The organism is Sphingomonas sp. BL-S-05 (assembly GCF_055521695.1).
In genome coordinates, this window is sequence record NZ_CM145499.1 from 2,978,856 (window position 1) to 3,003,037 (window position 24,182).

The following is a 24,182-nucleotide window of genomic DNA, read 5'->3' on the forward strand; positions in this document are numbered from 1 at the left end:
GCCATGACCCGCTATTCGATGCTCGACCTCGTCCCCGTTCGTCAGGGAGGCACTCCCAGCGAAGCGCTGGCCGCCGCTGCCGACCTTGCCGCCCATGCAGAAGCCCTTGGCTATCACCGCTATTGGGTGGCCGAACATCACGGCATGCCCGGCATCGCCAGCGCGGCGACGGCGGTGGTGATCGGCCATATCGCCGCCGCCACCAAGGCGATCCGCGTCGGGGCGGGCGGGATCATGCTGCCCAACCATGCGCCGCTGACCATCGCCGAACAGTTCGGCACGCTCGACGCGCTGTATCCGGGGCGAATCGACCTTGGTTTGGGTCGTGCACCGGGATCGGACCAGATCGTCGCCCGCGCGCTGCGTCGGACCCTGGACAGCGATCCCAACGCCTTTCCGCAGGACGTGGTCGAGTTGCAGCGCTACTTCGCCGATGACGCGCGCGGGGGCATTCGTGCAGTGCCGGGGGCCGGGGCGAAGGTTGATCTGTGGATTCTCGGATCGTCGCTGTTCGGTGCGCAACTGGCGGCCATGCTCGGCCTGCCCTATGCGTTCGCCTCGCACTTCGCGCCGGCCGCGCTCGATCAGGCGCTGGAGGCCTATCGGCGCAACTTCCGGCCATCGGCAGTGCTCGACAAGCCCTATGCCGCCGCCGCGTTCAACGTGCTCGCGGCCGATACCGATGACGAGGCAAGGCTGCTTGCCAGTTCGACCGAACAGATGTTCGTCGCGATCCGTACCGGTCAGCCGATCGAGCTGCCCCCGCCGGTCGACGGCTATCGCGAGCGGATCGGGGCACAGGGCAATGCGATTCTCGACCATGTCCTCGAATGTTCGGCGATCGGCGGGCCGGAGACGGTGCGCGCGGAGCTGGCAAGGTTCATCGATCGCACGCAGGTCGATGAGGTCATCATCACCGGCGCGATGTTCGATCCGCAGGCGCGCAAGCGCAGCGTGACGATCGCCGCAGAGGCGATGCGCGACCTTCAGGCAGCCGGCAGCCGCAACCTGACCAGCAATCCGCCCAGGTCCTCGCTTTCCTCGAGCGAGGCGGTGCCCTCGTAAATCTCCGCGACGTCGCGGACGATGGCGAGGCCGAGACCGGTGCCGGGCTTTCCCGAATCGAGCCGGACGCCACGGTCGAAGATGCGCAGCCGGTCGGCCTCCGGGATGCCGCGCCCGTCATCCTCGACCAGAAGTTCGACGAAGCCGGCATCGGCGCGCACGGTCACGAATACGCTGCCCCCGCCATATTTGGCGGCGTTCTCGACCAGATTGCCGAGAATTTCGTCGAGGTCCTGCCGCTCGATCCGCGCCACCAGATCCTTCTGCCCGTCGATATCGATGCGGACATTGGGATAGAGACGGGCGACGGCACGCTCGACCGCCTCGACAGACGTCCAGACCTCCGCGCGGCTGTGCGCCGATCCGCGCCGCCCCACCGCGCGGGCGCGGGCGAGATGGTGGTCGACCTGCCGCCGCATCGTCCGCGCCTCGCGGATGACGGTGTCGGCCAGATCGTCCTGCCCGGCAGCGGCGGCGTTCATGATGACGGTCAGCGGGGTCTTCAACGCATGGGCGAGGTTGCCGGCATGGCGCCGCGCCTCCTCCGCCTGCCGGTCATTATGTTCGACCAGCGCGTTGAGTTCCTCGACCAGCGGTGCGACCTCGGCGGGCATCGATCCCTCGACCCGCGCCGATTGCCCGGCGCGCAGCCGCGCGATCGCATCGCGCACGGCGCGCAAGGGCAGCAGGCCGTACCAGGTCTGGAGAGTCGCCATGACGATCAGCCCCAGCCCAAGCAGCGCGAAGGAGCGTACCAGCGTCTTGCGCAGCGCGGCGATCAGCCCGTCGAGCACGTCGCGCGATTCGGCGACCTGGAACCGCCAGACGGTCGGCGATCCCGGCAGCGTCAGGTCGCGCTCGACGATGCGCAGCTTCTGTTCGGGAAAGGGTTTGGCGTCATAGACGCGGATATCAGTGTAGCGATGGCTGCGATCGACCGGCAACTTGCGGTCCCAGAGCGAACGCGACGGCCAGGTTTCGTGCCCTGGGCCGCTCACCTGCCAGTACAGCCCCGAATAGGGTTCGAGGAACCGCTGGTCGGACAGCTGGCGGTTGAACGTCACCTCGCCGGTCGAATCGATCTCTGCCGAAACGATCAACGAGTTGAGCAGATATTCGAGCCCGTCATCGGTGTTGCGCGTCACCGCCGACACCAGCACGCGGTCGAGCGCGAAGCCGCCGCCGGCCAGCAGCAGCATGATCCACAGCGCCGCGACGACGATCATCCGCCGCGACAGCGACCCCGTCACCCGGACATAGGGCCGCGGCGCCGGCGCGCGGGGGGCAGGGTCGGCGCCGGTCGCCATGTTGTGCTCAGTCCTCGGCGCCCGCCGGCTTCGGCGCGCCCGGTTCGTCGAGGCTGTAGCCGAGACCCCGGATCGTGGTGATGACGTCGGCGCCCAGCTTCTTGCGGATGCGCGTCACGAACACTTCGATCGTGTTCGAATCGCGGTCGAAATCTTGATCGTAGATATGTTCGATCAGCTCGGTGCGGCTGACGACCTTGCCCTTGTGATGCAGCAGGTAGCTCAGCAGCTTATACTCCTGCGCGGTCAGCTTGACGGGCTCGCCGGCGCGCGTGACCTTGCCCGAACGCGTGTCGAGGCGAATGTCGCCCGCGGTCAGTTCGGCCGAGGCGTTGCCCGACGCGCGGCGGATCAGCGCGCGCAGGCGGGCGATCAGCTCTTCGGTCTGGAACGGCTTGGCGACATAGTCATCGGCGCCGGCATCCAGCCCCGCGACCTTGTCCGACCAGCTGTCGCGCGCGGTCAGCACCAGCACCGGGGCACTGCGCCCTTCCTTGCGCCAGCGGTCGAGCACGGTCAGCCCGTCGATCTCGGGCAGGCCGAGGTCGAGGATGATCGCGTCATAGGTTTCGGTCGACCCGAGGAAATGCCCCTCCTCGCCATCGGTGGCGAGGTCGACGGCATAGCCCGCGCCCTCCAGCGTGGCACGCAGCTGGCGGCCGAGATTGGGTTCGTCCTCGACGATCAGGACGCGCATCGGCTGTTCTCCCCTAGTTGCTTAACGACTGCGGCCGGTGACCTGGCCGGTACGGGCATCGACATCGACCCAGATCACCGCCCCATCGCGCAGGAATTTGAGCGTGTAAATCCCGCGATCGGGATCATAGTCGAAGCCGAGATACTGCGCGCCGCGAACCTGTGGCACGACGCGGCGCTCGATCTCGCGCAGCGGCAGGATCCTGCCTTCCGCCCGCGCGGTCCGGGCCGCCTGATGATCGCGCAGCAACTGATCGGGCATCGCCTGCGCGACCCCCGATACCGCCAGCAATCCCAGAACGAGGAACCGAACGACCATCGACATAGGGCGTGGCATAGGGGCAGGGCGTTGAACACCCCGTGAATAGGGCAGACAGGCTGGCGTAACTTGCTTCGTTCGCGACTGCGGCTTACCTGCCACACATGGCTGCACCGATATTGTCCTATGAGGGCCTTGGATTGATCCAGGGCAATGGCTGGCTGTTTCGCGGGCTCGACATCCATGTCGGGCAGCGGGACCGGCTGGCGCTGATCGGGCGCAATGGTGCCGGCAAGACGACGCTGCTGAAGCTGATCGCCGGGTCGATCGATGCCGATGAAGGGCGGCGGACGATCGTACCGGGCACGCATGTCGTGCTGCTGGAACAGGATCCGAAGGTCGACGGCTATGCGACGCTGCGCGACTTCGCCCTGCGCGGGCCGCGGGCCCCCGCCGAGCATGAGGTCGACGCGATCGCCGACCAGCTGGGCATCGACCTGAACCGCGAAGCCGCCACGGCGTCGGGCGGCGAGCGGCGGCGCGCGGCGATCGCGCGGGCGCTGGCCGAAAATCCTGACGTGCTGCTGCTCGACGAGCCGACCAACCATCTCGACCTGTCGGCGATCGAATGGCTGGAGGAGTGGCTCAACCGCTTCAACGGTGCGTTCATCGTCATCAGCCACGACCGTACCTTCCTGACGCGGCTGACCAAATCGACCCTGTGGCTCGACCGCGGCGGCATCCGCCGGGCGGAGATCGGGTTCGGCGGGTTCGAAGCGTGGATGGAACAGGCCGCCGCCGAAGAGGAGCGCGCGGCGCAGCGGTTGGACGCGAAACTGAAGATCGAGGAGCATTGGCTCCACCGCGGCGTCACCGCGCGGCGCAAGCGCAACATGGGGCGGCTCGAAAAGCTGCACGAATTGCGGGCGCAGCGCGCGGCGATGCAGGGGCCGCAGGGCACCGCCAAGATCCAGGTCGAGGCCGACGACACCAAGACCAAGGTCGTGATCGACGCCGAGCATGTGACCAAGGCGTTCGGCGACCGCACGGTGCTCAAGGACTTTTCGCTGCGGGTGCGGCGCGGCGACCGGATCGGCATCGTCGGCGGCAATGGCGCGGGCAAGACGACGCTGCTGCGGCTGCTGACCGGCGATCTGGAGCCGGATGCGGGCAAGATCATGCGTGCGCAGACGCTGGACGGGATCGTCATCGACCAGCAGCGCAAGCTGATGGCGCCCGAAAAGCGCGTGCGCGACGTGCTGGCCGATGGCGGCGACTGGATCGAGGTCAACGGATCCAAGAAGCACGTCCATGGCTATCTCAAGGAGTTCCTGTTCGACCCGTCAATCGCCGAGGCGCGGATCGGCACGCTGTCGGGCGGTGAGCGGTCGCGGCTGTTGCTGGCACGCGAGTTCGCGCGGCCGTCGAACCTGCTGGTGCTCGACGAACCGACCAACGATCTCGACCTCGAAACGCTCGATCTGTTGCAGGAGGTGATCGGCGATTATGCCGGCACGGTGCTGATCGTCAGCCACGACCGCGACTTTCTCGACCGGACGGTGACGGTGACGCTGGGGCTGGACGGCAGCGGCCATGTCGATGTCGTGCCGGGTGGCTATGCCGACTGGGTCGCGAAACGGCGCGAGCGGACCGTGGCGAAGGCCAAGGCCGCGAAGCCGGTCGAGGCCGCGCCGAAGCCCAAATCGACCAAGATGAGCTACAAGGACCAGCGGGACCTCGACCTGCTGCCCGGCCGGATCGAGGAACTGGAGGCGGCGATCGAACGCGACGAGGCGCTGCTGGCCGATCCGGTGCTGTACACCAAAGACCCGAAACGCTTCGCAGCACTGACCGCGCAGATCGAGAAAGCGCGGGCCGAAAAGGATGCGGCGGAGGAGCGCTGGCTGGCGCTGGCGGAGATGGCCGAGGCCTGAAGCTCCTCCCCGTGCCGGGGAGGAATTAGATGGCCTTGCCGTGCTGTCCGGCCAGTTCGGTCACATATTGCCACGCCACGCGCCCGGAGCGGCTGCCGCGTTTCGTGGCCCAGTTGATCGCCGCCTGCGCATCGAACGGCAGGTCGTACGCGGCGCAATAGCGTTCGACGATCGCGACATAATGGTCCTGATCGACGACGTGGAAGCCGAGCGACAGGCCGAAGCGGTCGGCCAGCGCCAGCGCATCGTCGATGCCGTCGCGCGGGTTGATGGCGCTGTCCTGTTCCTTGAGGTCGCGGGGGACTAGATGGCGGCGGTTGGCGGTGACGATCAGCCGCACGTTCGGCGGGCGCCCTTCCGCGCCGCCCTCCAGCAACGATCGCAGCGCGCGGCCATCGGCGGGCGTGTCGAAGCCCAGATCGTCGACGAACACCACGAACGCCCGCTCGACCGATGCCAGCAGCGCGAACAGCGCGGGCAGTCTGGCGAGGGCGGTCGCCGGTGCCTCGACCAGCGCCAGCCTGCCGCCATCGGCCTGCACCTGCCCCACCGCCGCCTTGACCAGCGCCGACTTGCCGGTGCCGCGCGCGCCCCAGAGCAGCACGTCATGCGCCGCCGCCCCCGCCGACAGCCTTGCGAGATTGGCGGTCAGCGCGTCGCGTTGCGCATCGATCCCGACCAGCCGCCCGATCGGCAACGGCCGGAACCCGCGCGCGGCCGACAGCACCGCCCCGTCCCAGCCATAGGCCGGATGCGCCAGCGGATCGGCGGCGGGCGGCGGCGGTGGCGACAGGCGTTCGAGCGCGGCGGCGATGCGAAGGAGCGGATCGGTCATGCCGCCGCCCTAACCAGCCGCTACCCCGCGATCAACGCCTGCGCCGCGGCGCGATTGGCAAAGCCCTTGTCCGCCAATGCCGCGCGGGCATTGGCGATGGCCGCCGGACGGTCCCCGGCAGCGGCGGCGATCTGTGCCATGTGCCAGCGGATGCCGGCATGGGCGGGGGCGATCCGCACCGCCTTCGCCATCACCGGGATCGCCGCGCCGATATTGTCGTTGGCGAATAGCGCCCAGCCGAGCGCATCGGCGACCAGCGGATTGGCCGGCGCGATGCGGTAGGCGGCAGCGGCATAATCCTGCGCGATGCCCGGCTGTCCGGTGCCGGCATAAGCGTTGGCGAGTCCGGCCAGCACCGCCGCATCGCCATCGCCGACCAGCGCGCGCAGCCGTTCGAGCGTGTCGATCGCGGCAGCGTCGTCGCCTGCCGCCGCCTGCCACTGCCCCGCGAGCCGCAGCGCGGCGACGCTCGTCGGGTTCTGCGCAAGATAGAGCGACAGCGCCGCGCTCGCCTGCGCGCGCTGCCCGGCGCGGTCGCGGGCATCGACGAGTCGCAGCATCGTCGACTCGTCGAAGCGGGTCGCGGCAGCGCGGGCATAGGCATCGGCCGCCTCACCCATCCGCCCGGCGGCGGACAGCGCATCGCCGAGCACCAGTTGCGCGGCGGGCGCGCCGGGATTGGCCGCCGTGACCCGCCGGGCCGCCGCGACCGCTTCGGCGGTGTTGCCCGCCGCCGCCAGCGCGCGGATATAGGGCACCGCCACCGCCGGATCGCCGGGGGTCAGCCGCGCATCCTCGGCCAGCATCGCCAGATCGTCGTCAGGCGCGAATGCGCTCGAGCGACCGCGCGCGGGCGAGGCGGCGCGGTCGAGCATCGCCGCCGCACCTGCGCGGTCGCCCAGCCGCTCCATCGCCCGCGCCGTCAGGGTCAGCGTATAGCTGTCGGCATCGCCGCGCACCGCCGCCGGGCGGATATAGTCGAGTGCGTCCTGCGCGGCATTGCTCCGCAACAGCGCCAAGGCCAGCAGCTTGCGCGCGGTGACGTTGGTCGGCTGCCGCGCGACCAGTTCGCGTAGCGCGACCGCCGCCTGCCCCTCATTCCCCTGCGCGAGATCGATCGAGGCGCCGAGCAGCAATGCCCCCGGCACCCCGGCGACGCCGCGCCCGGTCCTGTCGAGGATGCTGCGCGCGGTATCGTAATCGCCCGCGCGTGCCGCGAGCACCGCCTGCAGATAATAGCCCTGCGCGCTGTCGGGCCGGACCGCCATCGCCCGCCGCACCGCGTCCAGCATCGCGCTGGCCCGGCCGGCATCGCCGAGCGTCGCAGCATATTCGATGAGGGTGTCGTAACCATATGGATCGCGCTGCAACGCCGCCTCGAACCACGGCAGCGCGGCGACCAGCCCATATTGCGCGCGCACCGTTTCGGCGCGCAGGCGGAGCGCGTCGGGAGACGACGGCGCCGCCTTCACCGCCACCGCTGCGGCATTGATCGCGCCGACCATGTCGCCGGCGCCCAGCCGCATCTGCCCCAGCGCGACCCACGCGGCGGCATCCCGAGGTGCCCGCGCAACGATGGCTTCGAGCGCGTTCAGCCCGGCGGCGACGTCGCCACCCGCCGCAACCGCCTGTGCCCGGATGCGGTCGGCATAGGGGCGGTAGCGCGCAAGGGCCTTACCGGCCTCGGCGATCGCGCCGGTCGCGTCGCCTTGCAGCAGCCTGGCATGGGCGCGGAGTTGATGGACCCGCTCGGGATCGAAGCCCGCCGCCACCGCCCGGTCGATCGCGCCCTGTGCCGCCGCCCCTTCGCCCAGCACCAGATGGGTGCGCGCCAACACCGCCTGCGCCAGACCGTAGTTCGGATCGGCGACCGTCGCCGCCTGTGCCGCCTGGCGTGCCTGCGTCCAATGCCCGCCTTCATATTGCGCCAACGCCTGGGCGAGTTTGGTCTTCGCATCGGCGGCATCGGCATGCGCCGGCAGCACACCGCCGATCGTCGCGAGCATGCCCGCGACGATCGCCAGCCCGCTGATGCCGAGCAGCGCGCGGATCGATCGGTCAGGGTTGCAGGTCATAGCTTTTCATCAGGTCGTAGAGCGTCGGGCGGCTGATCCCGAGCAACCGCGCGGTGCCCGAGATATTGCCCTTCGCCTGCGCCAGCGCCGATCGGATCGCCGACCGGTCTGCCGCCTCGCGCACCGCCTTCAGGTTGATCGGTCCCGATGTCGCCTGCGCGGCACCCAGATCGAGATCGGCGGCGGTCACCGCCTTGCCATCGGCCATGATCGCGGCGCGCTTCACCCGGTTTTCCAGCTCGCGGACATTGCCGGGCCAGCCCCATGCCTCGATCGCGGCGAGCGCGTCGGGGGCGAAACGCTTCTGCCCCAATCCCATCTGCGCCGCGTGCCGATCGAGGAAATGGCGCGCCAGCAGCGCCGGGTCGCCCGGTCGTTCGCTGAGCGACGGGATGCGCACCACGATCTCTGCCAGCCGGTAATAAAGGTCCTCGCGGAAGCGGCCATCGGCGACCATCGCGTCGATATCGCGATGCGTCGCGCACACGATCCGCGTGTCGACCGGGATCGGCTTGCGCCCGCCGATCCGTTCGATCACCCGTTCCTGGAGGAAGCGCAGCAGCTTGACCTGCAGGGCAAGCGGCACGTCGCCGATTTCGTCGAGGAACAGCGTGCCGCCCGCGGCCTGTTCGATCTTGCCCTCGGTCGTCTTGACCGCGCCGGTGAACGCGCCCTTCTCATGCCCGAACAGCTCGCTTTCGAGTAGCGTTTCGGGGATGGCCGCGCAGTTGATCGCGATGAAATTGCCGCGCTTGCGACGCGATGCGTCATGGACCCCGCGCGCCAGCAATTCCTTGCCCGTGCCCGATGCGCCGAGCAGCATGACCGACACGTCGGCGGGCGCCACGCGCTCGATCGTCCGCGTGACCTTCAGCATTTCGGGCGCGGCGGTAATCATGCCGCCCAGCACCGCCTGCCCCTCGATCCGCTCGGCCAGCCGACGATTCTCGGCCTCGAGCGCATGGACGTGGAAGGCGCGCGCGACGATCAGCCCCAGCGCGTCGATATCGATCGGCTTGGCATAGAAATCCCATGCGCCCAGATCGATGGCACGCAGCGCGCTCGCCCGGTCGCCATGGCCGCTGGCGACGACGATCTTGGTATCGGGCTTGATGCGCAGGATCGCTTCCATCGTCGCGAACCCCTCGCTCACGCCATCGGGATCGGGCGGCAGGCCGAGGTCGAGCGTCACGACCTGCGGCTCTTCGGCACGGACGGCGGCGATCGCCGCCTCGCGGTCGCCCGCGACGACGATGTCATAGCCTTCATAGGCCCAGCGCAACTGGCGTTGCAGCCCGGCATCGTCCTCGACGATCAACAGGCACTTGCGGATGGTCATGCCGCTTGCTCCAGCATGGGCGCAGCCGCCGCCAGCGTCACGCGGAAGCGCGATCCCCGGCCGGGCTGGCTGTCGACGTCGATATGGCCGCCCATGGCGACCGCGAGTTGGCGGGCCTCGAACGCGCCGATGCCGAAGCCCGACGGCTTCGAGGAAACGAACGGCCGGAACAGGTCGTCACGGATGAACTGCTGCGTCATGCCGATGCCGGTGTCGACCACCTCGACCCAGACCCGGTCGCCGGTTTCGCCCAGCACGATACGGACCGGATCATCGCCACCGGCATCGAGCGCGTTGTGGACCAGATGGTCGATCACCTGCTGCAACCGCACCGGATCGGCCGAGGCATGGAGCGTTGCCGAGCCCTCGACCACCACGGTCCCGCGCGACCGGAACCGCGCCGCCGATCCCGCCGCGACGGTCGCCAGCGCGACCGGACGCAGCGCCTGTTCCCGGGCAGGCTCGCGTTCGGCGAGGCGGGCGAGCAGGTCGTTCATTCGTGTGGCCGATTCGTTCAGGGTCGCGACCATGTCGGCGCGGAAATCGGGATTGTCGGCATGACGCACGGCATTGCGGGCGACGAGGCTGAGCTGGCTGACGATGTTCTTCACATCGTGCAGGATGAAGGCGAAGCGGCGGTTGAATTCCTCGAACCGGCGCGCTTCGGCAAGTGCGGATTGCGCGCGCTCCTCGGCCAGATAGCTTGCCACCTGTCGCCCGGCGATGCGCAGCAGGTCGAAATCCTCCCAATCGAGCGCGCGCGCGACCAGCGGCCGCGCCAGCAGGATCGCCCCGGTCAGCTGCCCGAGATGCGGCAGCGGCACGACCACCCATGCCTCGCCATGCGCCAGCATCGCCGCCGGGACCGCCGCCCCGTCGGCGCCATCGGGACGGTAACGCAGCGGATCGAGTTCGAGGATGCGACCGGTCGCGCGCAGATGCCCGGCCAGCGCGACACTGTCCCCGGCATTGCCCAGCGCATCCCCCTCCCAGCGCCACGACGCCTCTACCGCCAGCCCTTCCCCTTCCGCGACCAGCAGCAGCCCGGCGGGCGAATCGGTCAGGTCGGCGACCGCCTTGACCAGCCGTTCGTCGAGCGGCGCGGCGCCCTTCGGTTCGCCCAGCGTCTCGGTGAAGCGGGTCCATTCGGCGCGATAGTCGTAGCGATGGGCGAAGAGATGCTTGACCAGCTTGACCTTGACCCAGGCCCGGAGCCAGCCCGACGAAGCGGCGGTGAGCACCGCGACGGTCGATCCGAACACGAACGCGGTCTGCCCGATCCGGGCATATCCGCCACCCAGCGTCGCGATCAGGCCGGTCGCCATGATCGTCACCGCGAAATAGGCGATCAGGCCCAGCACCGACAGCGTGTGGAAGGTGGCGGTCCGCGACAATTGCACCCCGCCCTCGCCCGGCCGCGACAGGGCGAGCCCGACGATCAGCGCCAGCGCCGCCAGCGCGACACCGCGCGCCGCGATCAGCTCGCCCGGCACCTGGCCCAGCAGACGGGCGGCGATGCACAGATTGACGTCGATCAGCCAGAAGGCACCGGCCGCGAACAGCACCAGCCGCGTCGCCGCACCGGTCACTGCCGGAAACATGCCGTGCAGCAGCAGCAACGCGCCGAGCGCGGCCAGCACGCCGAGCACCGTCGACACCTGCGCAATCATTGCCGCCGCCGGGGTCGCGGGCGCGGCGGCGGCGGCGAGGTCGAGGACCAGTTGCGCAAGATCAACCGCCGCGACGCTGCCGTAAGCGAGCGTGCGACCCAGCCCCGCCCCCGTCGCCCCGGCACGATGTTGAATCGCGATCAGCAGTACCAGCCAGCCGAGCGTGCGCAGCCCGGCAAACAGATGCGAGATCGCCTGCCCGTCGCCGATCCCGGCGACCGACAGCGTCCACAGCGCGGTGAGCGCCAGCGACAGCGACAGCCAGCCGCGCGGCAAGGCGGCATCGGCCGCGCCGCGATCGGCGGTCCAGAAGGCGAGCGCGCCGAACAGCAAGGCGGCGATCGCATGACCCCAGACGATGATGCCGGTCAGCATCGACTCACCGCGCCCCGCCCGACCAGATCACGACGCGCAGCGTCTGCAGCAGGATCAGCAGGTCGAGAAAGGGCGAATAGTTCTTGGCGTAATACAGGTCGTATTCGAGCTTCTGCCGGGCATCGTCGATCGACGCGCCATAGGGATAGTTGATCTGTGCCCAGCCGGTGATGCCCGGCTTCACCATATGCCGTTCGGCATAATAAGGCAGCTTGTCCTCCAGCGCCGACACGAATTCGGGGCGTTCGGGGCGGGGGCCGACGAAGCTCATCTCGCCGATCAGCACGCTCCAGCATTGCGGCAGTTCGTCGATCCGCGTCTTGCGCAGGATGCGGCCGATGCGGGTGATGCGCGGGTCGTTCTTTTCGGCCCAGACGGCAGTGCCCGCCGCTTCGGCATCGGTGCGCATCGAACGCAGCTTGGGGATGTCGAAACCGGTGCTGTACAGCCCGACGCGGCGCTGGCGGTAGAAGACCGGCCCGCGACTGTCGAGCTTCACCGCGATCGCGGCGACGACCAGCACCGGCAGTGTCAGCGTCAGCAGCAACAGGCTGGCGGTGACGTCGAACAGCCGCTTGAACGCGCTCGACACCATGCGCCCCGACGAAAAGCCGTCGGAGAAGATCAGCCAGGACGGGCTGACGCTGTCGAGGTCGACGCGGCCCGTCTCGCGTTCGAGGAAGGTCGAGATTTCGTTGACGTGCACGCCGGTCGTGCGGATGCGCAGCAGGTCCTTGAGCGGCAGGGCGTTGCGGCGTTCCTCCAATGCCAGCACGACTTCGGATGCGCCGAGCAGCACGACATGGTCGGCAAGGTTGTAGATGGCGTCGCGGGCGATCGCCTCGGGGATTACCCGGTTCGCCTCGCTCATCGCGACATAGCCGACGACGACGAAACCGGCGCCGGGAGTCTGGCACAGTTCCTTCAGCCGCTGTGCACGCGGCCCCGCCCCCAGCACGATGATCCGCCGCTTGAACGCCTGCCCGCCGAGCAGCGCGCCGGTCAGGATGCGCAGCACCAGCAGCAGCACCGCCGCGAAGCCCAGCGCATAGACGAGGTTGGATCGCCAGAAGGTGATCGACGGTGCGAGGAAGAACACGACCGCCAGCAGGATCGCGCCTACCGCGACCGCGACGATCAGCCGCGCTGCGGCGAACTTGATCGATTGCAGCGCATCGGTGCCATAGATGCCGACCGCGACCAGGGCGGTCTCTAGGCTGATCGCAAAGCTGAGCAATTGCGGGATGCGGGTGTGGATCGGGTCGATGCCCATGTCGATCTGCATCGCCCGCGTGACCCAGCCGAGTTCGGCCGCGACCAGCAGCGCCAGAAAGTCGAGCAACCCCAGCAACAAGACGGCGTGCGGGATATAATGTTTGAACAGCCGAATCATCGCCGGGCTCTCGATACAGGTGTAAGCCAGTCCGACACCCAGCCCGTATCGCGCGAAAGGGCAAAGAAATACTGAACGCGATGGATACGCATTGTCACATCGTTGTTGTATCGCAACAGTCGCTTGCCCGTCCGGGCGGGCGGATTCCGCCTGCCTGATCCTTTCCGGAGATCCGATCCATGCCCGTTTCGTCCGCCATTGTCCCCGTCATTCTGTCCGGGGGGGCGGGCACCCGTCTGTGGCCAATGTCGCGTCCCGAACGGCCCAAGCAGTTCCTGGCCCTGACCGCCGCCGAGACGATGTTACAGCTGACCGCACGCCGTGCCGCGGGCGACGGCTTTGCCGCGCCGATCGTCGTCGCCAATGCCGCCCATGCCGATGCCGTCGCCGAACAGCTTTCCGCCATCGGTTCGGACCCGCAGGCGATCATCCTCGAACCGATGGGCCGCAACACCGCGCCCGCCATCGCGCTGGCGGCGATCGCGGCGGGCGGCGGCGACGCGCCGTTGCTGGTCATGCCGTCGGATCACGTCATCCACGACCTCGACGCCTTCCGCGCCGCGATCGACCGCGCGCTGCCGCTGGTCGAGGATGGCTGGATGGTGACGTTCGGCATCGCCCCCGACGCGCCCGAAACCGGCTATGGCTGGATCCAGGTCGGCGAGCCGCTGGCCGAGGGGGTCCACCGCGTCGACCGTTTCGTCGAGAAGCCGCCGCTTGATGCGGCGCAGGCGATGCTGGCATCGGGCGACCATGCGTGGAATGGCGGCATCTTCCTGTTCCGCGCCGACCGCTTTCTCGACGCAATCGGCCGGTTCGTGCCGGCGATGCTGGACGCGGCGCAGAGCGCGATGGACCGGGCGCAGCGCGACGGCAATTGCATCCGCCCCGACGCGGAAGCCTTTGCCGCCAGCCCGTCCGATTCGATCGACTATGCGGTGATGGAGCGCGACGACCGGGTCGCGGTCGCGCCGGTGGCGATGGGGTGGAGCGATGTCGGCAGCTGGGACGCGCTGCACATGATCAGCGACCGCGACGATGCCCATAACGCGACCGGCGGCGACGTGACGCTGCTCGATGCGACCGGCTGTCTCATCCGGTCGGACGGGGTGCGGATCGCAATGGTCGGGGTCAGCGACCTGATCGTCGTCGCCAGCGGCAACGACGTGCTGATCCTGCCGCGCGGCCGGTCGCAGGAAGTCAAGCGGCTGCTCGACGCGATGAAGGGGAACTGAACCGACGCAGTACGTTAGCGCACGGGCGAATCCCCCTTCCCTTCGGCGATGCGCGGCTTAGGCTGTCGCGACATCATGGAGTGCGCGTTGTGCGGGTAAAGTTCGGTGCGGCGTTGGGCGTGTTGGCGATGTTGTCGGCCTGCGGCGGCGGGGGCGGGGGCGGCAGCATCCTGGGCGGAGGAAGCAGCGGCGGCGTCTCGCCGACCCCTGCGCCCACGCCGACCCCGACGCCCACCAGTACCGCGGGCTGTTCGCTGCGCGAGCGGCAGGATTGGGCGCTGGCGCAGCTGCGCGAATGGTATCTGTTCCCGGAAACGTTGCCCGCCAGCCTCGACCCCACGCCCTATGCCACGGTCGATGCCTATATCGACGCGCTGACCGCGACCGCGCGGGCGCAGCGGCGCGACCGCTATTTCACCTATCTGACCTCGATCGCCGAGGAGGACGCCTATTACGACGCGGGCGAGACCGCCGGTTTCGGCACCCGCTTCGCGCTGGATACCAGCGGCCGGCGCCTGTTCGTGATCGAATCGTTCGAAGGCACCCCGGCGCTCAACGCCGGCATCGATCGCGGGACCGAGATCCTGCAGATCGGGACCAGCAGCGGCAATCTGCGCAGCGTGTCGTCGATCATCGACAGCAGCGGCGTCGACGGGCTGAACGACGCGCTCGGCCCCGATACGGTCGGGACCAGCCGCACCTTCCAGTTCGTCACCGCCGAGGGCACGACCCGCACCGAGACCGTCGCCAAGGCCGATTACGCGCTGTTGCCGGTATCGACGCGCTATGGCGCCAAGGTGCTGACCGATGGCGGCAAGCGGGTCGGCTATATCAACCTGCGCACCTTCATCACCACCGCCAACCAGCCGCTGCGCGATGCGTTCGCCAGCTTCCGCGCGCAGGGGATCACCGAGTTCATCATCGATTTCCGCTATAATGGCGGCGGGCTGATCTCGGTCGCCGATCTGATGGGCGACCTGCTGGGCGGCGGCAAGTCGACCAGCCAGGTGTATAGCTACACGACCTTCCGCCCCGAGAAATCGTCCGAGAACGAGACGAAGTATTTCGCCCCGACCGCGCAGTCGGTGACGCCGACCAAGATCGCCTTTATCGGCACCGGCCGCACCGCATCGGCGAGCGAACTGGTCATCAATGCCTTCGTCCCCTATCTCGGCAACAACATGGCGCTGATCGGCACCAACACCTATGGCAAGCCGGTCGGGCAGATCGCGCTCGACAAGGCGGCGTGCGACGACCGGTTGCGCGTGGTCGCGCTGGCGGTGCAGAATTCGGCGCGATCGGCGGCCTATTATGACGGGCTTGCCACGGTCGTCCCCAACACCTGCGTCGCCAACGACGACATCAACTATCCGCTGGGCGACGTGCGCGAACAGTCGGTCGCCCGCGCGCTCGACTTCCTTGCCGGGCGGAGCTGCACGCGGATCGGATCGGCGGCGGCGACGGCCGCGACCCGCGACGGACTGCGCGTCGGTGGCGACGGCGTCGAGGGACGCACGCTGCTGCAACCCCAGCGCCCGTCGACCGTGCAGCGCGAGGTGCCGGGCTTGTTCTGAGGCGGTCCGCTCGGCTACCCCGCGGCGACAAGGGGGACGGCATGAGCGACGACGACTATATCTATGACGAGGCGAGCGGCGAATGGGTGCCGGCATCGCAGGCGGGCGCCACGACGGCGGGCGACGACGACGCGATCGTCGTGCGCGACGCGGTCGGCAACGTGCTGGCCGATGGCGATCAGGTGACGCTGATCAAGGACCTGACCGTCAAGGGCGCGGGCCAGACGCTGAAGCGCGGCACGCTCATCAAGTCGATCCGCCTGACCGGCGACGCGCAGGAGATCGACTGCAAATATGACGAGATCAAGGGGCTGGTGCTGCGCGCCGAGTTCGTCCGCAAGCGGACATGATCGCGGGCATCGATCCGAGCTGGACGAATGCGCTGGCCCCGGTGCTGGCCGGCGATGCGATGGCGGGACTGCGCAGCTTCCTGACCGCAGAGAAGGCGGCGGGCAAGCGCATCCTGCCGCATTCGCGCGACTGGTTCGCGGCGCTGGCGCTGACCCCGCTCGATCAGGTGCGGGTCGTCATCCTCGGGCAGGACCCCTATCACGGGCCGGGACAGGCGCATGGCCTGTCCTTCTCGGTCCGGCCGGGCGTCGCGGTGCCGCCGTCGCTGCGCAACATTTTCAAGGAATTGCAGACCGATCTGGGGCTGACCCCGCCGGCGCACGGCTTTCTGGAGCATTGGGCGCGCCAGGGGGTGCTGCTGCTCAACAGCGTGCTGACCGTCGAGCAGCATCGTGCCGCGTCGCATGCCGGGCGTGGTTGGGAGGCGTTCACCGACGCGGTCGTCCATGCCGTGGCCGACCGGGCGGAGCCGAGCGTGTTCCTGCTATGGGGATCGCATGCGCAGAAGAAGGCCGCGTTCGTCCGCGACGTGGGCGCGGGCGGCCGTCACCTCGTGCTGCGCGCCCGCCATCCCTCGCCTTTGTCGGCGCATAGCGGGTGGTTCGGCAGCCGTCCGTTCAGCCAGGCCAACGCCTTTCTGGCCGAACATGGGCGTGGCACGATCGACTGGTCGCTGCCCGCGCTCGATACGCTGGCGGAACCATCGGCGGGTATCGGCGATTGATGCGCCCGACCGCCAATCCGGCGGGAACGAGATAAAAGGGATTTGCCATGAAGACGATGATGACGGCGACCGGTCTGGCCGCGCTGATGCTGCTGGGCGCGTGCGGTGGCAATGCCGACGACAAGGCCGCCGACAATATCGAGGCGATGACCGAGAACAAGGCCGACGCACTGGAAGACCAGGCCGACATGACCAGCAACGAACAGGTCGAGGACGCGCTGGAAGCGCAGGCCGAGAACGTCCGCGACATGGGCGAGGACGCCGCCGACAAGGCCGACGACAACGACAATGCGCAGGTCGAACAGGCCGTGAAGAACGCGATGTAAGTCGCGCCACGCGGCATGACGGACCGAAGGGGGCGCCGCGGCAATCGCGGCGCCCCTTTTGCGTATGGGCGGTGCACGGCCCCGTGGGGCAAGCTGGTCCGGCGAAGGACCGGGGGGCGAGCGGGTCTTGCAGCGGCAGGTTTTGCGTCCAAAGTTCACGAAGTTCACACTCGTCGCTGCGCGCGGCGCGCGCGGCGATTGGGCTTCGGCTTGGGGCGGGGCACGACGATGCCGCGCTTGGCCAGTTCCAGCTCGACCTCGAACGCTGCACCCAGCGGGCCGGGTTCGCCGATATCGATATCGTCCTGCGCCGCGAGCGCGGCGGCGAGCGCGTCGTGTAGCGGCGGTTCGACCCTGGGCGCGACGGGTTCGCAGCGGCGATCGGGGTCGAGCCAGCCGGGCAGTTCGCCATCCTTCAGGTCGGCGACCTCGATCGCGACGTCGAGATCGGCGGGGGCCATCAGCTTTTCGGGCTCGGCCGGCGGGACCGGGGTCAATGCGTCGAGCGCCTCGGCGACGCTGGGTGTCGGGGTGGGGGGCGACGCCTCCGCCTCGCCACGGCCGGGACGGCGACGCTGCTGTTTGCCGTAGCGGTCGGGATAATGGGCGGCGAGCAGGAACATCAGCATCCGGTCGCCGGGGCGATGCCGCGACCCGATCCGCCGCCCATTGGCATCGAGCACCGGTTCGACGGTGCCGTTGATCGCGCGGTCGAACGCGACGTCGACCAGCATCGACACCGCCTGGGCAACGGCGGCATCCCATGCGCGGGCAAAGGCCTCGCCGCCGGGCGAGCGGCGCAGGCGATAGGCGCTGCTGGCCGACATATGGACGGCGCGGGCCGCTTCGGTGACCGATCCGCCATCGGCGAGCGCTTCGATGAAGTCGCGCTGCTTGGCATCGGACCAGCCGTCGCTGCGCGGTTTGCGGCGGACGGGGACCCATTGATAGTCGGCGGGATCATAGCCGTTGGCGTCGAGATACGGCGTCTCGGACGGAACGGTCAGGTTCGAGGGGTCGAGCGCCGGGATGGGCGCGGGCGAATGCTCCGGGAGCTGGGTGTCGTTGCGCATGGGCGCGATGGGAACATATTGGGAACTTGTAGGACAGGGGGTTTTTCAGGGGGCGGCCGGCGGACCGCCCGTCGAATCGTTGACGCGCTGCTCGCGCCACATGATCTCTAATTGTTCAGGGGAGGTGTTATGCTAATACCGGGATTAGAATACCGCGTGTGGCCATTTCAGGCTGGCGCAACCAGTCGTGAAGGGATGGTAGTCGACGTTGATGGGCCAATGTTCGTCATAATTGTAGAGGGCATCCTGACATTCTATCACATGGCCGCGGTCGCGTGCGTGGAGCTGGTGAACCGGGACACCGAAGCGAAACGGGCAGAAGCGCAAGGCGATGCCATCGTTGCCCGCTTTCAATGACAGCGCCGGGTAGCGATGGCGACTTCTCCGCCGTCATCGCGGAGATGGATCGCTACATCCCCAAGCGCGTCCGGCTGGCCATGCTCGACCTAGTGCTTGCGTGGGCGCGGGTCGACACGACGATCGCTCAGTTGGCCACGGCCGCATTCGGCATGGATCCTACGGTAGGCGCTGTTGTTTTCAAGCGCACACCTGTTCCCGATCGCCTGCGTAAAATGCGCGAACTGAATTTACAACTTGGGCGACTTGATAATGCAAAGGCGCTTCGAAAACTTAAGGATCAATACGAGAAGCATTCGGAACCGCGAAATACAATTGCACACGCTGCTTGCGTTGGATTTCTTACGGCACCCGACCGGCTGGTCTTTCTACCATTCGAAGCTGCGGAAAGCTTCGGTCGATTGGCGGTAGATATTGTACCATTAAGACTGATAGTTGAAGCTACAACGTTCGCGAAACATGTCGACAAGACTGCAAACGCATTGATTGACGAACAGCGTGTACGGGACGAGGCAAAAACTAGCGAAGCCGATAGGAAATAAGCACCGACAATGACGGCGAACAGCCCAACAACCTGCTGAGGCTTCTCGACTGCCCGCTGAATGAATCGACTGGGTGGAGGGATGCAACTGCTGCCCGATTGCGGCCACGCCCCCTCCACCATGCTGCGCATGGTCCCCCTCCCCGCATAGCGGGGAGGATTTTTGGGTCGGGCATTTCAACGCAACCGTTCGCGCTGAGTAGGGGCTGAGCGAAGTCGAAGACCCGTATCGAAGCGCCTTTAGCGGTCCTTCGATACGTCGCTTCGACAAGCCCAGCGACTACCAGGACGAACGGGCGGGAGGGTGAAACACCCCCCGCCCGCTACCTCACTCCGCCGGCAGGTAAACCTCCCCGCCCTTCTCACGGAACTTCTCGCTCATTTGCGCCATGCCGGCGTCCGCCGCAGCCGATCCGCCCGCGAACGCTGCGCGCTCCGCGTCCGCCTTGTCGGCCGCAATGAACGTGTCCGCCGGCGCGTTCTGCTTCGCCGCGAAGTCGCGCACTTCCTGCGTGATCTTCATCGAACAGAATTTGGGGCCGCACATCGAACAGAAATGCGCGGTCTTGGCGCCTTCGGCCGGGAGCGTCTGGTCGTGGTAGCTTTCCGCCGTGTCGGGGTCGAGCGACAGGTTGAACTGGTCGCGCCAGCGGAATTCGAAGCGGGCGCGGCTCAGCGCATCGTCGCGCATCTTGGCGGCGGGGTGGCCCTTCGCCAGATCGGCGGCATGGGCGGCGAGCTTGTAGGTCACCACGCCGACCTTCACGTCGTCGCGATCAGGCAGGCCCAGATGCTCCTTGGGCGTGACGTAGCAGAGCATCGCCGTGCCGTACCAGCCGATCATCGCCGCGCCGATCCCGCTGGTGATATGGTCGTAGCCCGGCGCAATGTCGGTGGTGAGCGGCCCGAGGGTATAGAAGGGCGCTTCGCCGCAGACCTGCAGCTGCTTGTCCATATTCTCCTTGATCTTGTGCATCGGCACATGGCCGGGGCCTTCGATCATGACCTGTACGTCCTGCGCCCACGCACGGTGGGTCAGTTCGCCCAGCGTATAGAGCTCGCTGAACTGCGCTTCGTCATTGGCATCGGCGATCGAACCGGGGCGGAGACCGTCGCCCAGCGAATAGGCGATGTCATAGGCCTTCATGATCTCGGTAATCTCGTCGAAATGTTCGTAGAGGAACGATTCGCGGTGATGGGCGAGGCACCATTTGGCCATGATCGACCCGCCGCGCGACACGATGCCGGTCACGCGCTTCGCGGTCATCGGGATGTACGGCAGGCGGACGCCGGCATGGATGGTGAAGTAATCCACCCCCTGTTCGGCCTGTTCGATCAGCGTGTCGCGGAAGATGTCCCAGGTCAGTTCCTCGGCGATGCCGCCGACCTTTTCGAGCGCCTGATAGATCGGCACCGTGCCGATCGGCACCGGCGAGTTGCGCAAAATCCATTCGCGGGTGTCGTGGATGTTGCGGCCGGTCGACAGGTCCATGACCGTGTCGGCACCCCAGCGGATCGACCAGACCAGCTTGTCGACTTCGGCGGCGACGTTCGATGCGACCGCGCTGTTGCCGATATTGGCGTTGATCTTGACCAGGAAATTGCGGCCGATCGCCATCGGCTCGGTTTCGGGATGGTTGATGTTGTTGGGGATGATCGCCCGCCCGCGCGCCACTTCGTCGCGGACGAATTCGGGGGTCACGTAATCGGGGATGCTCGCGCCGAAGCTCTCGCCGTCGCGGACATAGTCGCGCAGCATCTCGCGGCCGAGATTTTCGCGGGTCGCGACATATTCCATCTCGGGGGTGATGATGCCGCGACGGGCATAGTGCATCTGGCTGACATTCGCGCCCGCCTTCGCGCGCAGGGGACGCTTGACGACGTTGGGGAAGGGCTGGACGCCGCCCGAACGGTCGGGGCCGAGCTGGCCGTTGTCTTCGGGGCGGATTTCGCGGGCGTCGTAGCTCTCGACATCGCCACGGGCCATGATCCAGTCGCGGCGAAGCTGCGGCAGGCCGGCCATGATGTCGATGCGGGCATTGGGGTCGGTGTACGGCCCCGACGTGTCATAGACGTTGAGCGGCGGTTCGCCGCAGCCGGGGTCGAGGTCGATCGCGCGCATCGCGACGTTCAGCGGGCCGACGTGAATCTTGCGGCTGCCACGGATCGGGCCGGTGGTGACGCCGATTTCGGCCTTTGCGGGGATGTCTGCCATATTCCACTCCATGCGGAGGGGGCGGGACTGAATTGGCCGCTCCCTCCCTACGCCGGTGTCAGCCGGATCAGGTTCAGCGGGTCGAAGGCTGCGGCCTTCCTCTCAAGCGTGACGAAACGCTCCCCCGGGGACGGTGCGGTTGTAGGCGCCTTGAGCGTGGGCGTCAAAGTGTTGCGCGCCGTATCCCCGCGCAGGCGGGGATCCAGGGCCAAGCAAACTGCCATGGGCGCCGATGACTCTGGCCCCCCGCCTGCGCGGGGGTACGGGCTGGGCGGTCACTACAACAGGTCGAGCTGGCCGCTGGGGGCTTCGCCCGCGCCGAAGCCGGCCATCGTCACCCCGACCAGCCGCAATCCCATGCGTAGGGGATAAAGGGTCGCGATCAGACTGCGGGCGGTGGCGTGGAGCGTCGCGCGGTCGGCGACGGGGGCGCCCAGCGTTCGGCTGCGGGTGACGATGCGGAAATCGGCATATTTCGCCTTCACGGTCACGGTGCGGCCATGCTGTCCGGTCTTCTCGACCCAGTCCCAGACGTCGTCCGCCATCGCCAGCACCCGCTCCTCGATCGCTGCCGGGTCGGTCAGGTCGTGGTGGAAGGTGGTTTCGGAGCCGGACGACTTGCGCACGCGGTTGGGGCGGACCGGGCGGTGATCCTCGGCACGGGCGATGCCGTAATACCAGCCGCCCGCCTTGCCGAAGGTGCGTTGCAGGTCGGGCAGGCTCCAGCCGGCGAGGTCGGCGCCGGTGCGGATGCCGAGCGCCTCCATCCGCTCGACCGTCTTGGGGCCGATGCCGTGGAACTTGCCGACCGGCAGCGACGCGACGACGCGTGGGCCGGCCTTTACCGGAATGACGAACTGCCCATTGGGCTTGTTCATGTCGGAGGCCAGCTTGGCGAGAAACTTGTTGTAGCTGATCCCGGCAGAGGCGGTGAGGCCGGTGGTCTCCAGAATGCGGGCGCGGATCTCCTCGGCCGTCGCGGTGGCGCTGGGCAGGCCGCGCCGGTTGGCGGTGACGTCGAGATAGGCTTCGTCGAGCGACAGCGGCTCGACCAGATCGGTATAGTCGTGGAAGATATCGCGGATCTGGCCGCTCACCGCCTTGTACACCTCGAAGCGGGGGCGGACGAAGATCAGGTCGGGACAGCGGCGGATCGCGGTGACCGAGGGCATGGCGGAGCGCACCCCGAACACGCGCGCTTCGTACGAAGCGGCGGCGACCACGCCGCGCCCGCTCGACCCGCCTACCGCGACCGGCTTGCCCTTCAGCTCGGGCGCATCGCGCTGTTCGACCGACGCGAAGAAGGCGTCCATGTCGACATGGATGATCTTGCGGGTGGGGTCCGACATGCTGCGCGATTTCAGTGGCCTGCCCGCGGGTTTGCCCTGTGGCGGAGACACGCGCAAGAACAAAAGGCGAATAGACGCCCCCCGTACCCCCGCGCAGGCGGGGGTCCAGGGGCACGAGCACCAACGTTGACTTGTTGGGCACTGGACCCCCGCCTGCGCGGGGGTACGTTACGCGCGGTATGGGCGCTCAGCTATTGGTCAGGTTGAGGAACACGTCCTCGAGGTCCGCCTCGCGCGTCACGACGTCGACGATGCCATAGCCCTGCGCACTGACCGCCGCGAGCACCTCACCCGCGTTCGCGACGTCCTTGCGATAGGTGATCGCCAGCAACCGGTCGCCCTTGCGCTCGACCTTCTCGAAGCAGCTCGCATCGGGCAGGTCGGCGACGTCGCGGTCGAGGGTCAGCTCGACCGCCTTTTCCTGCGCCATGCCGACCAGTTCGCGGGTCGGCTGGTTGGCGACGACGCGGCCATGGTTGATGATGGCGATGCGGTCGCACAATTGCTCGGCTTCCTCGAGATAATGCGTCGTCAGCACCACCGTCACGCCATCGGCATTGAGTTCGCGGACATAGTCCCATAGCTGTTGGCGAAGCTGGATGTCGACGCCTGCGGTCGGTTCGTCGAGGACGAGCACGGGCGGCGAATGGACCATCGCCTTGGCGACCATCAACCGCCGCTTCATGCCGCCCGACAGGGTGCGGGCATAAGCATCGGCCTTGTCCTCCAGATGCACCGCGCGCAGCAGGTCCATGGTGCGGCGCTGCGCCTTGGGCACGCCGTACAGGCCGGCCTGAATCTCGAGCGTCTCGGCCGGCGTGAAGAACGGGTCGAACAGGATTTCCTGATTGACGATACCGATCGACGCCTTGGCATTGCGCGGATGCTGGTCGATGTCGAAGCCCCAGATCGACGCCGAACCGCTGGTCTTGTTGACGAGGCCGGCGAGCGTGTTGATCAGCGTCGACTTGCCCGCGCCGTTCGGCCCCAGCAGTCCGAAGATCTGGCCGCGGGGCACGTCGAACGACACGCCGTCCAGCGCGACCTTGGCGGGCGCCCCGCCCTTCCCCGCGGCGTAGGTCTTGCACAGGTCGCGGATCGAAATGGCGGCTTGGGTTTCCATGGGGTCGTCCGATACGCCCGCCCCGTCCCCAAGCCAAGCACCGACTTGTCGAGGGTTCGCGGCGTTGCTATTCGCGCAGACATGCTGCCTCCGCCCGAACTCCTCCGCGTCACCACCCCCCGCGTCGCCTGCGACGGAGCCGGCGAGATCGCCCCCGCGCTCGGCCACCCGCGCGTGTGGCTGCAGATCGACGAGACGGGCTATGTCGATTGCGGCTATTGCGACCGGCGTTTCGTGCTCATCGGCGGCCCGGCGGATGGCGCGGATCAGAGCAAGCTGAAGGATCATGGGGACGGCGCGGGCCGGTAAGGCCGAACGCAGTTCGGACGACCAGCGAGGCCCGCGCCCGGCCGGCGACGGGCAAGC

Annotated in this window: 21 protein-coding genes and 1 riboswitch; of the genes, 9 read left to right on the forward strand and 12 right to left on the reverse strand. The window is 67.9% G+C overall.

Features of this window, described 5'->3' with window-relative positions; all coding sequences use genetic code 11:
* The first annotated feature begins 3 nt into the window (after positions 1 to 3).
* The gene (locus ACZ1JS_RS13915; protein WP_465166579.1) at positions 4 to 1,065 is read left to right on the forward strand and encodes an LLM class flavin-dependent oxidoreductase; all 1,062 of its coding nucleotides are present in this window, start codon (positions 4 to 6) and stop codon (positions 1,063 to 1,065) included.
* On the opposite strand, the gene ACZ1JS_RS13920 is transcribed toward ACZ1JS_RS13915, so the two are convergent.
* Genes ACZ1JS_RS13920 through ACZ1JS_RS13930 form a run of 3 tightly spaced genes read right to left on the reverse strand, consistent with a single transcriptional unit; the run spans position 987 to position 3,393 of the window.
* Positions 987 to 2,372: a sensor histidine kinase gene (locus tag ACZ1JS_RS13920; RefSeq protein WP_465166580.1), complete on the reverse strand. Its 1,386-nt coding sequence runs from the start codon at positions 2,370 to 2,372 to the stop codon at positions 987 to 989. The genes ACZ1JS_RS13915 and ACZ1JS_RS13920 overlap by 79 nt on opposite strands.
* Positions 2,373 to 2,379: 7 nt before the next feature.
* The gene (locus tag ACZ1JS_RS13925) at positions 2,380 to 3,069 is read right to left on the reverse strand and encodes a response regulator transcription factor (RefSeq protein ID WP_056458383.1); all 690 of its coding nucleotides are present in this window, start codon (positions 3,067 to 3,069) and stop codon (positions 2,380 to 2,382) included.
* A gap of 21 nt (positions 3,070 to 3,090) precedes the next feature.
* Positions 3,091 to 3,393 (reverse strand): PepSY domain-containing protein, encoded by a 303-nt coding sequence (locus ACZ1JS_RS13930; RefSeq protein ID WP_345877237.1) that lies wholly within the window; start codon positions 3,391 to 3,393, stop codon positions 3,091 to 3,093.
* A 98-nt stretch (positions 3,394 to 3,491) separates the two neighbouring features.
* Between ACZ1JS_RS13930 and ACZ1JS_RS13935 the strand changes: the two genes are divergently transcribed.
* Positions 3,492 to 5,261 carry an ATP-binding cassette domain-containing protein gene (locus ACZ1JS_RS13935; RefSeq protein ID WP_465166581.1) on the forward strand — a complete coding sequence of 590 codons (1,770 nt, stop codon included), beginning with the start codon at positions 3,492 to 3,494 and terminating at the stop codon, positions 5,259 to 5,261.
* Positions 5,262 to 5,286: 25 nt separating this feature from the next.
* Here the strand turns inward: ACZ1JS_RS13935 and ACZ1JS_RS13940 are convergent, their stop codons facing one another.
* Genes ACZ1JS_RS13940 through ACZ1JS_RS13960 form a run of 5 tightly spaced genes read right to left on the reverse strand, consistent with a single transcriptional unit; the run spans position 5,287 to position 12,948 of the window.
* On the reverse strand, positions 5,287 to 6,096 hold the full coding sequence (locus tag ACZ1JS_RS13940; RefSeq protein WP_465166582.1) for a DUF815 domain-containing protein: 810 nt from the start codon (positions 6,094 to 6,096) through the stop codon (positions 5,287 to 5,289).
* 20 nt (positions 6,097 to 6,116) lie between these two features.
* Positions 6,117 to 8,171: a tetratricopeptide repeat protein gene (locus ACZ1JS_RS13945; RefSeq protein ID WP_465166583.1), complete on the reverse strand. Its 2,055-nt coding sequence runs from the start codon at positions 8,169 to 8,171 to the stop codon at positions 6,117 to 6,119.
* Positions 8,155 to 9,510, reverse strand: a complete 1,356-nt coding sequence (gene prsR, locus ACZ1JS_RS13950) for a PEP-CTERM-box response regulator transcription factor (RefSeq protein ID WP_465166584.1) — start codon at positions 9,508 to 9,510, stop codon at positions 8,155 to 8,157. The genes ACZ1JS_RS13945 and prsR overlap by 17 nt, the downstream gene beginning before the upstream one ends.
* Positions 9,507 to 11,555: an XrtA/PEP-CTERM system histidine kinase PrsK gene (gene prsK, locus ACZ1JS_RS13955; RefSeq protein WP_465166585.1), complete on the reverse strand. Its 2,049-nt coding sequence runs from the start codon at positions 11,553 to 11,555 to the stop codon at positions 9,507 to 9,509. Before prsK ends, prsR begins: the two co-directional genes overlap by 4 nt.
* Positions 11,556 to 11,559: 4 nt before the next feature.
* The gene (locus ACZ1JS_RS13960; RefSeq protein ID WP_345877243.1) at positions 11,560 to 12,948 is read right to left on the reverse strand and encodes a TIGR03013 family XrtA/PEP-CTERM system glycosyltransferase; all 1,389 of its coding nucleotides are present in this window, start codon (positions 12,946 to 12,948) and stop codon (positions 11,560 to 11,562) included.
* Between the two features lie 179 nt (positions 12,949 to 13,127).
* Between ACZ1JS_RS13960 and ACZ1JS_RS13965 the strand changes: the two genes are divergently transcribed.
* From ACZ1JS_RS13965 to ACZ1JS_RS13985, 5 genes are all read left to right on the forward strand, one after another.
* Positions 13,128 to 14,183: a mannose-1-phosphate guanylyltransferase/mannose-6-phosphate isomerase gene (locus ACZ1JS_RS13965; protein WP_465166586.1), complete on the forward strand. Its 1,056-nt coding sequence runs from the start codon at positions 13,128 to 13,130 to the stop codon at positions 14,181 to 14,183.
* A gap of 128 nt (positions 14,184 to 14,311) precedes the next feature.
* Positions 14,312 to 15,757 carry a S41 family peptidase gene (locus tag ACZ1JS_RS13970; RefSeq protein WP_465168702.1) on the forward strand — a complete coding sequence of 482 codons (1,446 nt, stop codon included), beginning with the start codon at positions 14,312 to 14,314 and terminating at the stop codon, positions 15,755 to 15,757.
* A gap of 41 nt (positions 15,758 to 15,798) precedes the next feature.
* A complete protein-coding gene (locus ACZ1JS_RS13975) occupies positions 15,799 to 16,107 on the forward strand; it encodes an alkylphosphonate utilization protein (protein WP_465166587.1) in 309 nt (102 codons plus the stop codon).
* Positions 16,104 to 16,832, forward strand: a complete 729-nt coding sequence (ung, locus tag ACZ1JS_RS13980; protein ID WP_465166588.1) for a uracil-DNA glycosylase — start codon at positions 16,104 to 16,106, stop codon at positions 16,830 to 16,832. The genes ACZ1JS_RS13975 and ung overlap by 4 nt, the downstream gene beginning before the upstream one ends.
* A 47-nt stretch (positions 16,833 to 16,879) precedes the next feature.
* Complete coding sequence (locus tag ACZ1JS_RS13985) at positions 16,880 to 17,158, forward strand: hypothetical protein (RefSeq protein ID WP_056458409.1); 279 nt, start codon at positions 16,880 to 16,882, stop codon at positions 17,156 to 17,158.
* A 164-nt stretch (positions 17,159 to 17,322) separates the two neighbouring features.
* On the opposite strand, the gene ACZ1JS_RS13990 is transcribed toward ACZ1JS_RS13985, so the two are convergent.
* Positions 17,323 to 18,231: a hypothetical protein gene (locus ACZ1JS_RS13990; RefSeq protein WP_465166589.1), complete on the reverse strand. Its 909-nt coding sequence runs from the start codon at positions 18,229 to 18,231 to the stop codon at positions 17,323 to 17,325.
* Positions 18,232 to 18,584: 353 nt separating this feature from the next.
* Here ACZ1JS_RS13990 and ACZ1JS_RS13995 point away from each other — a divergent pair, with 353 nt between their 5' ends.
* Positions 18,585 to 19,130, forward strand: coding sequence for a hypothetical protein (locus ACZ1JS_RS13995; RefSeq protein WP_465166590.1), 546 nt, complete (start codon positions 18,585 to 18,587; stop codon positions 19,128 to 19,130).
* Between the two features lie 327 nt (positions 19,131 to 19,457).
* On the opposite strand, the gene thiC is transcribed toward ACZ1JS_RS13995, so the two are convergent.
* The 3 genes from thiC to ACZ1JS_RS14010 all read right to left on the reverse strand — a co-directional run bounded on the left by thiC (position 19,458) and on the right by ACZ1JS_RS14010 (position 23,816).
* Entirely contained in the window at positions 19,458 to 21,344 is a 1,887-nt protein-coding gene (gene thiC / locus ACZ1JS_RS14000) for a phosphomethylpyrimidine synthase ThiC (RefSeq protein ID WP_465166591.1), read from the reverse strand.
* A gap of 27 nt (positions 21,345 to 21,371) precedes the next feature.
* Positions 21,372 to 21,480, reverse strand: a riboswitch (TPP riboswitch).
* 142 nt (positions 21,481 to 21,622) lie between these two features.
* A complete protein-coding gene (gene dinB, locus ACZ1JS_RS14005) occupies positions 21,623 to 22,693 on the reverse strand; it encodes a DNA polymerase IV (protein WP_465166592.1) in 1,071 nt (356 codons plus the stop codon).
* Between the two features lie 187 nt (positions 22,694 to 22,880).
* Positions 22,881 to 23,816 carry an ABC transporter ATP-binding protein gene (locus ACZ1JS_RS14010; protein WP_465166593.1) on the reverse strand — a complete coding sequence of 312 codons (936 nt, stop codon included), beginning with the start codon at positions 23,814 to 23,816 and terminating at the stop codon, positions 22,881 to 22,883.
* Positions 23,817 to 23,897: 81 nt separating this feature from the next.
* Between ACZ1JS_RS14010 and ACZ1JS_RS14015 the strand changes: the two genes are divergently transcribed.
* The gene (locus ACZ1JS_RS14015; protein ID WP_242119522.1) at positions 23,898 to 24,125 is read left to right on the forward strand and encodes a zinc-finger domain-containing protein; all 228 of its coding nucleotides are present in this window, start codon (positions 23,898 to 23,900) and stop codon (positions 24,123 to 24,125) included.
* The last annotated feature ends 57 nt before the right edge of the window (positions 24,126 to 24,182 follow it).

Excerpts from the sequence above, each read along its gene's own strand:
- ACZ1JS_RS13915 (WP_465166579.1), top strand. The coding sequence starts at position 4 with ATGACCCGCTATTCGATGCTCGACCTCGTCCCCGTTCGTCAGGGAGGC.
- ACZ1JS_RS13920 (WP_465166580.1), bottom strand. The coding sequence starts at position 2,372 with ATGGCGACCGGCGCCGACCCTGCCCCCCGCGCGCCGGCGCCGCGGCCC.
- ACZ1JS_RS13925 (WP_056458383.1), bottom strand. The coding sequence starts at position 3,069 with ATGCGCGTCCTGATCGTCGAGGACGAACCCAATCTCGGCCGCCAGCTG.
- ACZ1JS_RS13930 (WP_345877237.1), bottom strand. The coding sequence starts at position 3,393 with ATGTCGATGGTCGTTCGGTTCCTCGTTCTGGGATTGCTGGCGGTATCG.
- ACZ1JS_RS13935 (WP_465166581.1), top strand. The coding sequence starts at position 3,492 with ATGGCTGCACCGATATTGTCCTATGAGGGCCTTGGATTGATCCAGGGC.
- ACZ1JS_RS13940 (WP_465166582.1), bottom strand. The coding sequence starts at position 6,096 with ATGACCGATCCGCTCCTTCGCATCGCCGCCGCGCTCGAACGCCTGTCG.
- ACZ1JS_RS13945 (WP_465166583.1), bottom strand. The coding sequence starts at position 8,171 with ATGACCTGCAACCCTGACCGATCGATCCGCGCGCTGCTCGGCATCAGC.
- prsR (WP_465166584.1), bottom strand. The coding sequence starts at position 9,510 with ATGACCATCCGCAAGTGCCTGTTGATCGTCGAGGACGATGCCGGGCTG.
- prsK (WP_465166585.1), bottom strand. The coding sequence starts at position 11,555 with ATGCTGACCGGCATCATCGTCTGGGGTCATGCGATCGCCGCCTTGCTG.
- ACZ1JS_RS13960 (WP_345877243.1), bottom strand. The coding sequence starts at position 12,948 with ATGATTCGGCTGTTCAAACATTATATCCCGCACGCCGTCTTGTTGCTG.
- ACZ1JS_RS13965 (WP_465166586.1), top strand. The coding sequence starts at position 13,128 with ATGCCCGTTTCGTCCGCCATTGTCCCCGTCATTCTGTCCGGGGGGGCG.
- ACZ1JS_RS13970 (WP_465168702.1), top strand. The coding sequence starts at position 14,312 with ATGTTGTCGGCCTGCGGCGGCGGGGGCGGGGGCGGCAGCATCCTGGGC.
- ACZ1JS_RS13975 (WP_465166587.1), top strand. The coding sequence starts at position 15,799 with ATGAGCGACGACGACTATATCTATGACGAGGCGAGCGGCGAATGGGTG.
- ung (WP_465166588.1), top strand. The coding sequence starts at position 16,104 with ATGATCGCGGGCATCGATCCGAGCTGGACGAATGCGCTGGCCCCGGTG.
- ACZ1JS_RS13985 (WP_056458409.1), top strand. The coding sequence starts at position 16,880 with ATGAAGACGATGATGACGGCGACCGGTCTGGCCGCGCTGATGCTGCTG.
- ACZ1JS_RS13990 (WP_465166589.1), bottom strand. The coding sequence starts at position 18,231 with ATGCGCAACGACACCCAGCTCCCGGAGCATTCGCCCGCGCCCATCCCG.
- ACZ1JS_RS13995 (WP_465166590.1), top strand. The coding sequence starts at position 18,585 with ATGACAGCGCCGGGTAGCGATGGCGACTTCTCCGCCGTCATCGCGGAG.
- thiC (WP_465166591.1), bottom strand. The coding sequence starts at position 21,344 with ATGGCAGACATCCCCGCAAAGGCCGAAATCGGCGTCACCACCGGCCCG.
- dinB (WP_465166592.1), bottom strand. The coding sequence starts at position 22,693 with ATGTCGGACCCCACCCGCAAGATCATCCATGTCGACATGGACGCCTTC.
- ACZ1JS_RS14010 (WP_465166593.1), bottom strand. The coding sequence starts at position 23,816 with ATGGAAACCCAAGCCGCCATTTCGATCCGCGACCTGTGCAAGACCTAC.
- ACZ1JS_RS14015 (WP_242119522.1), top strand. The coding sequence starts at position 23,898 with ATGCTGCCTCCGCCCGAACTCCTCCGCGTCACCACCCCCCGCGTCGCC.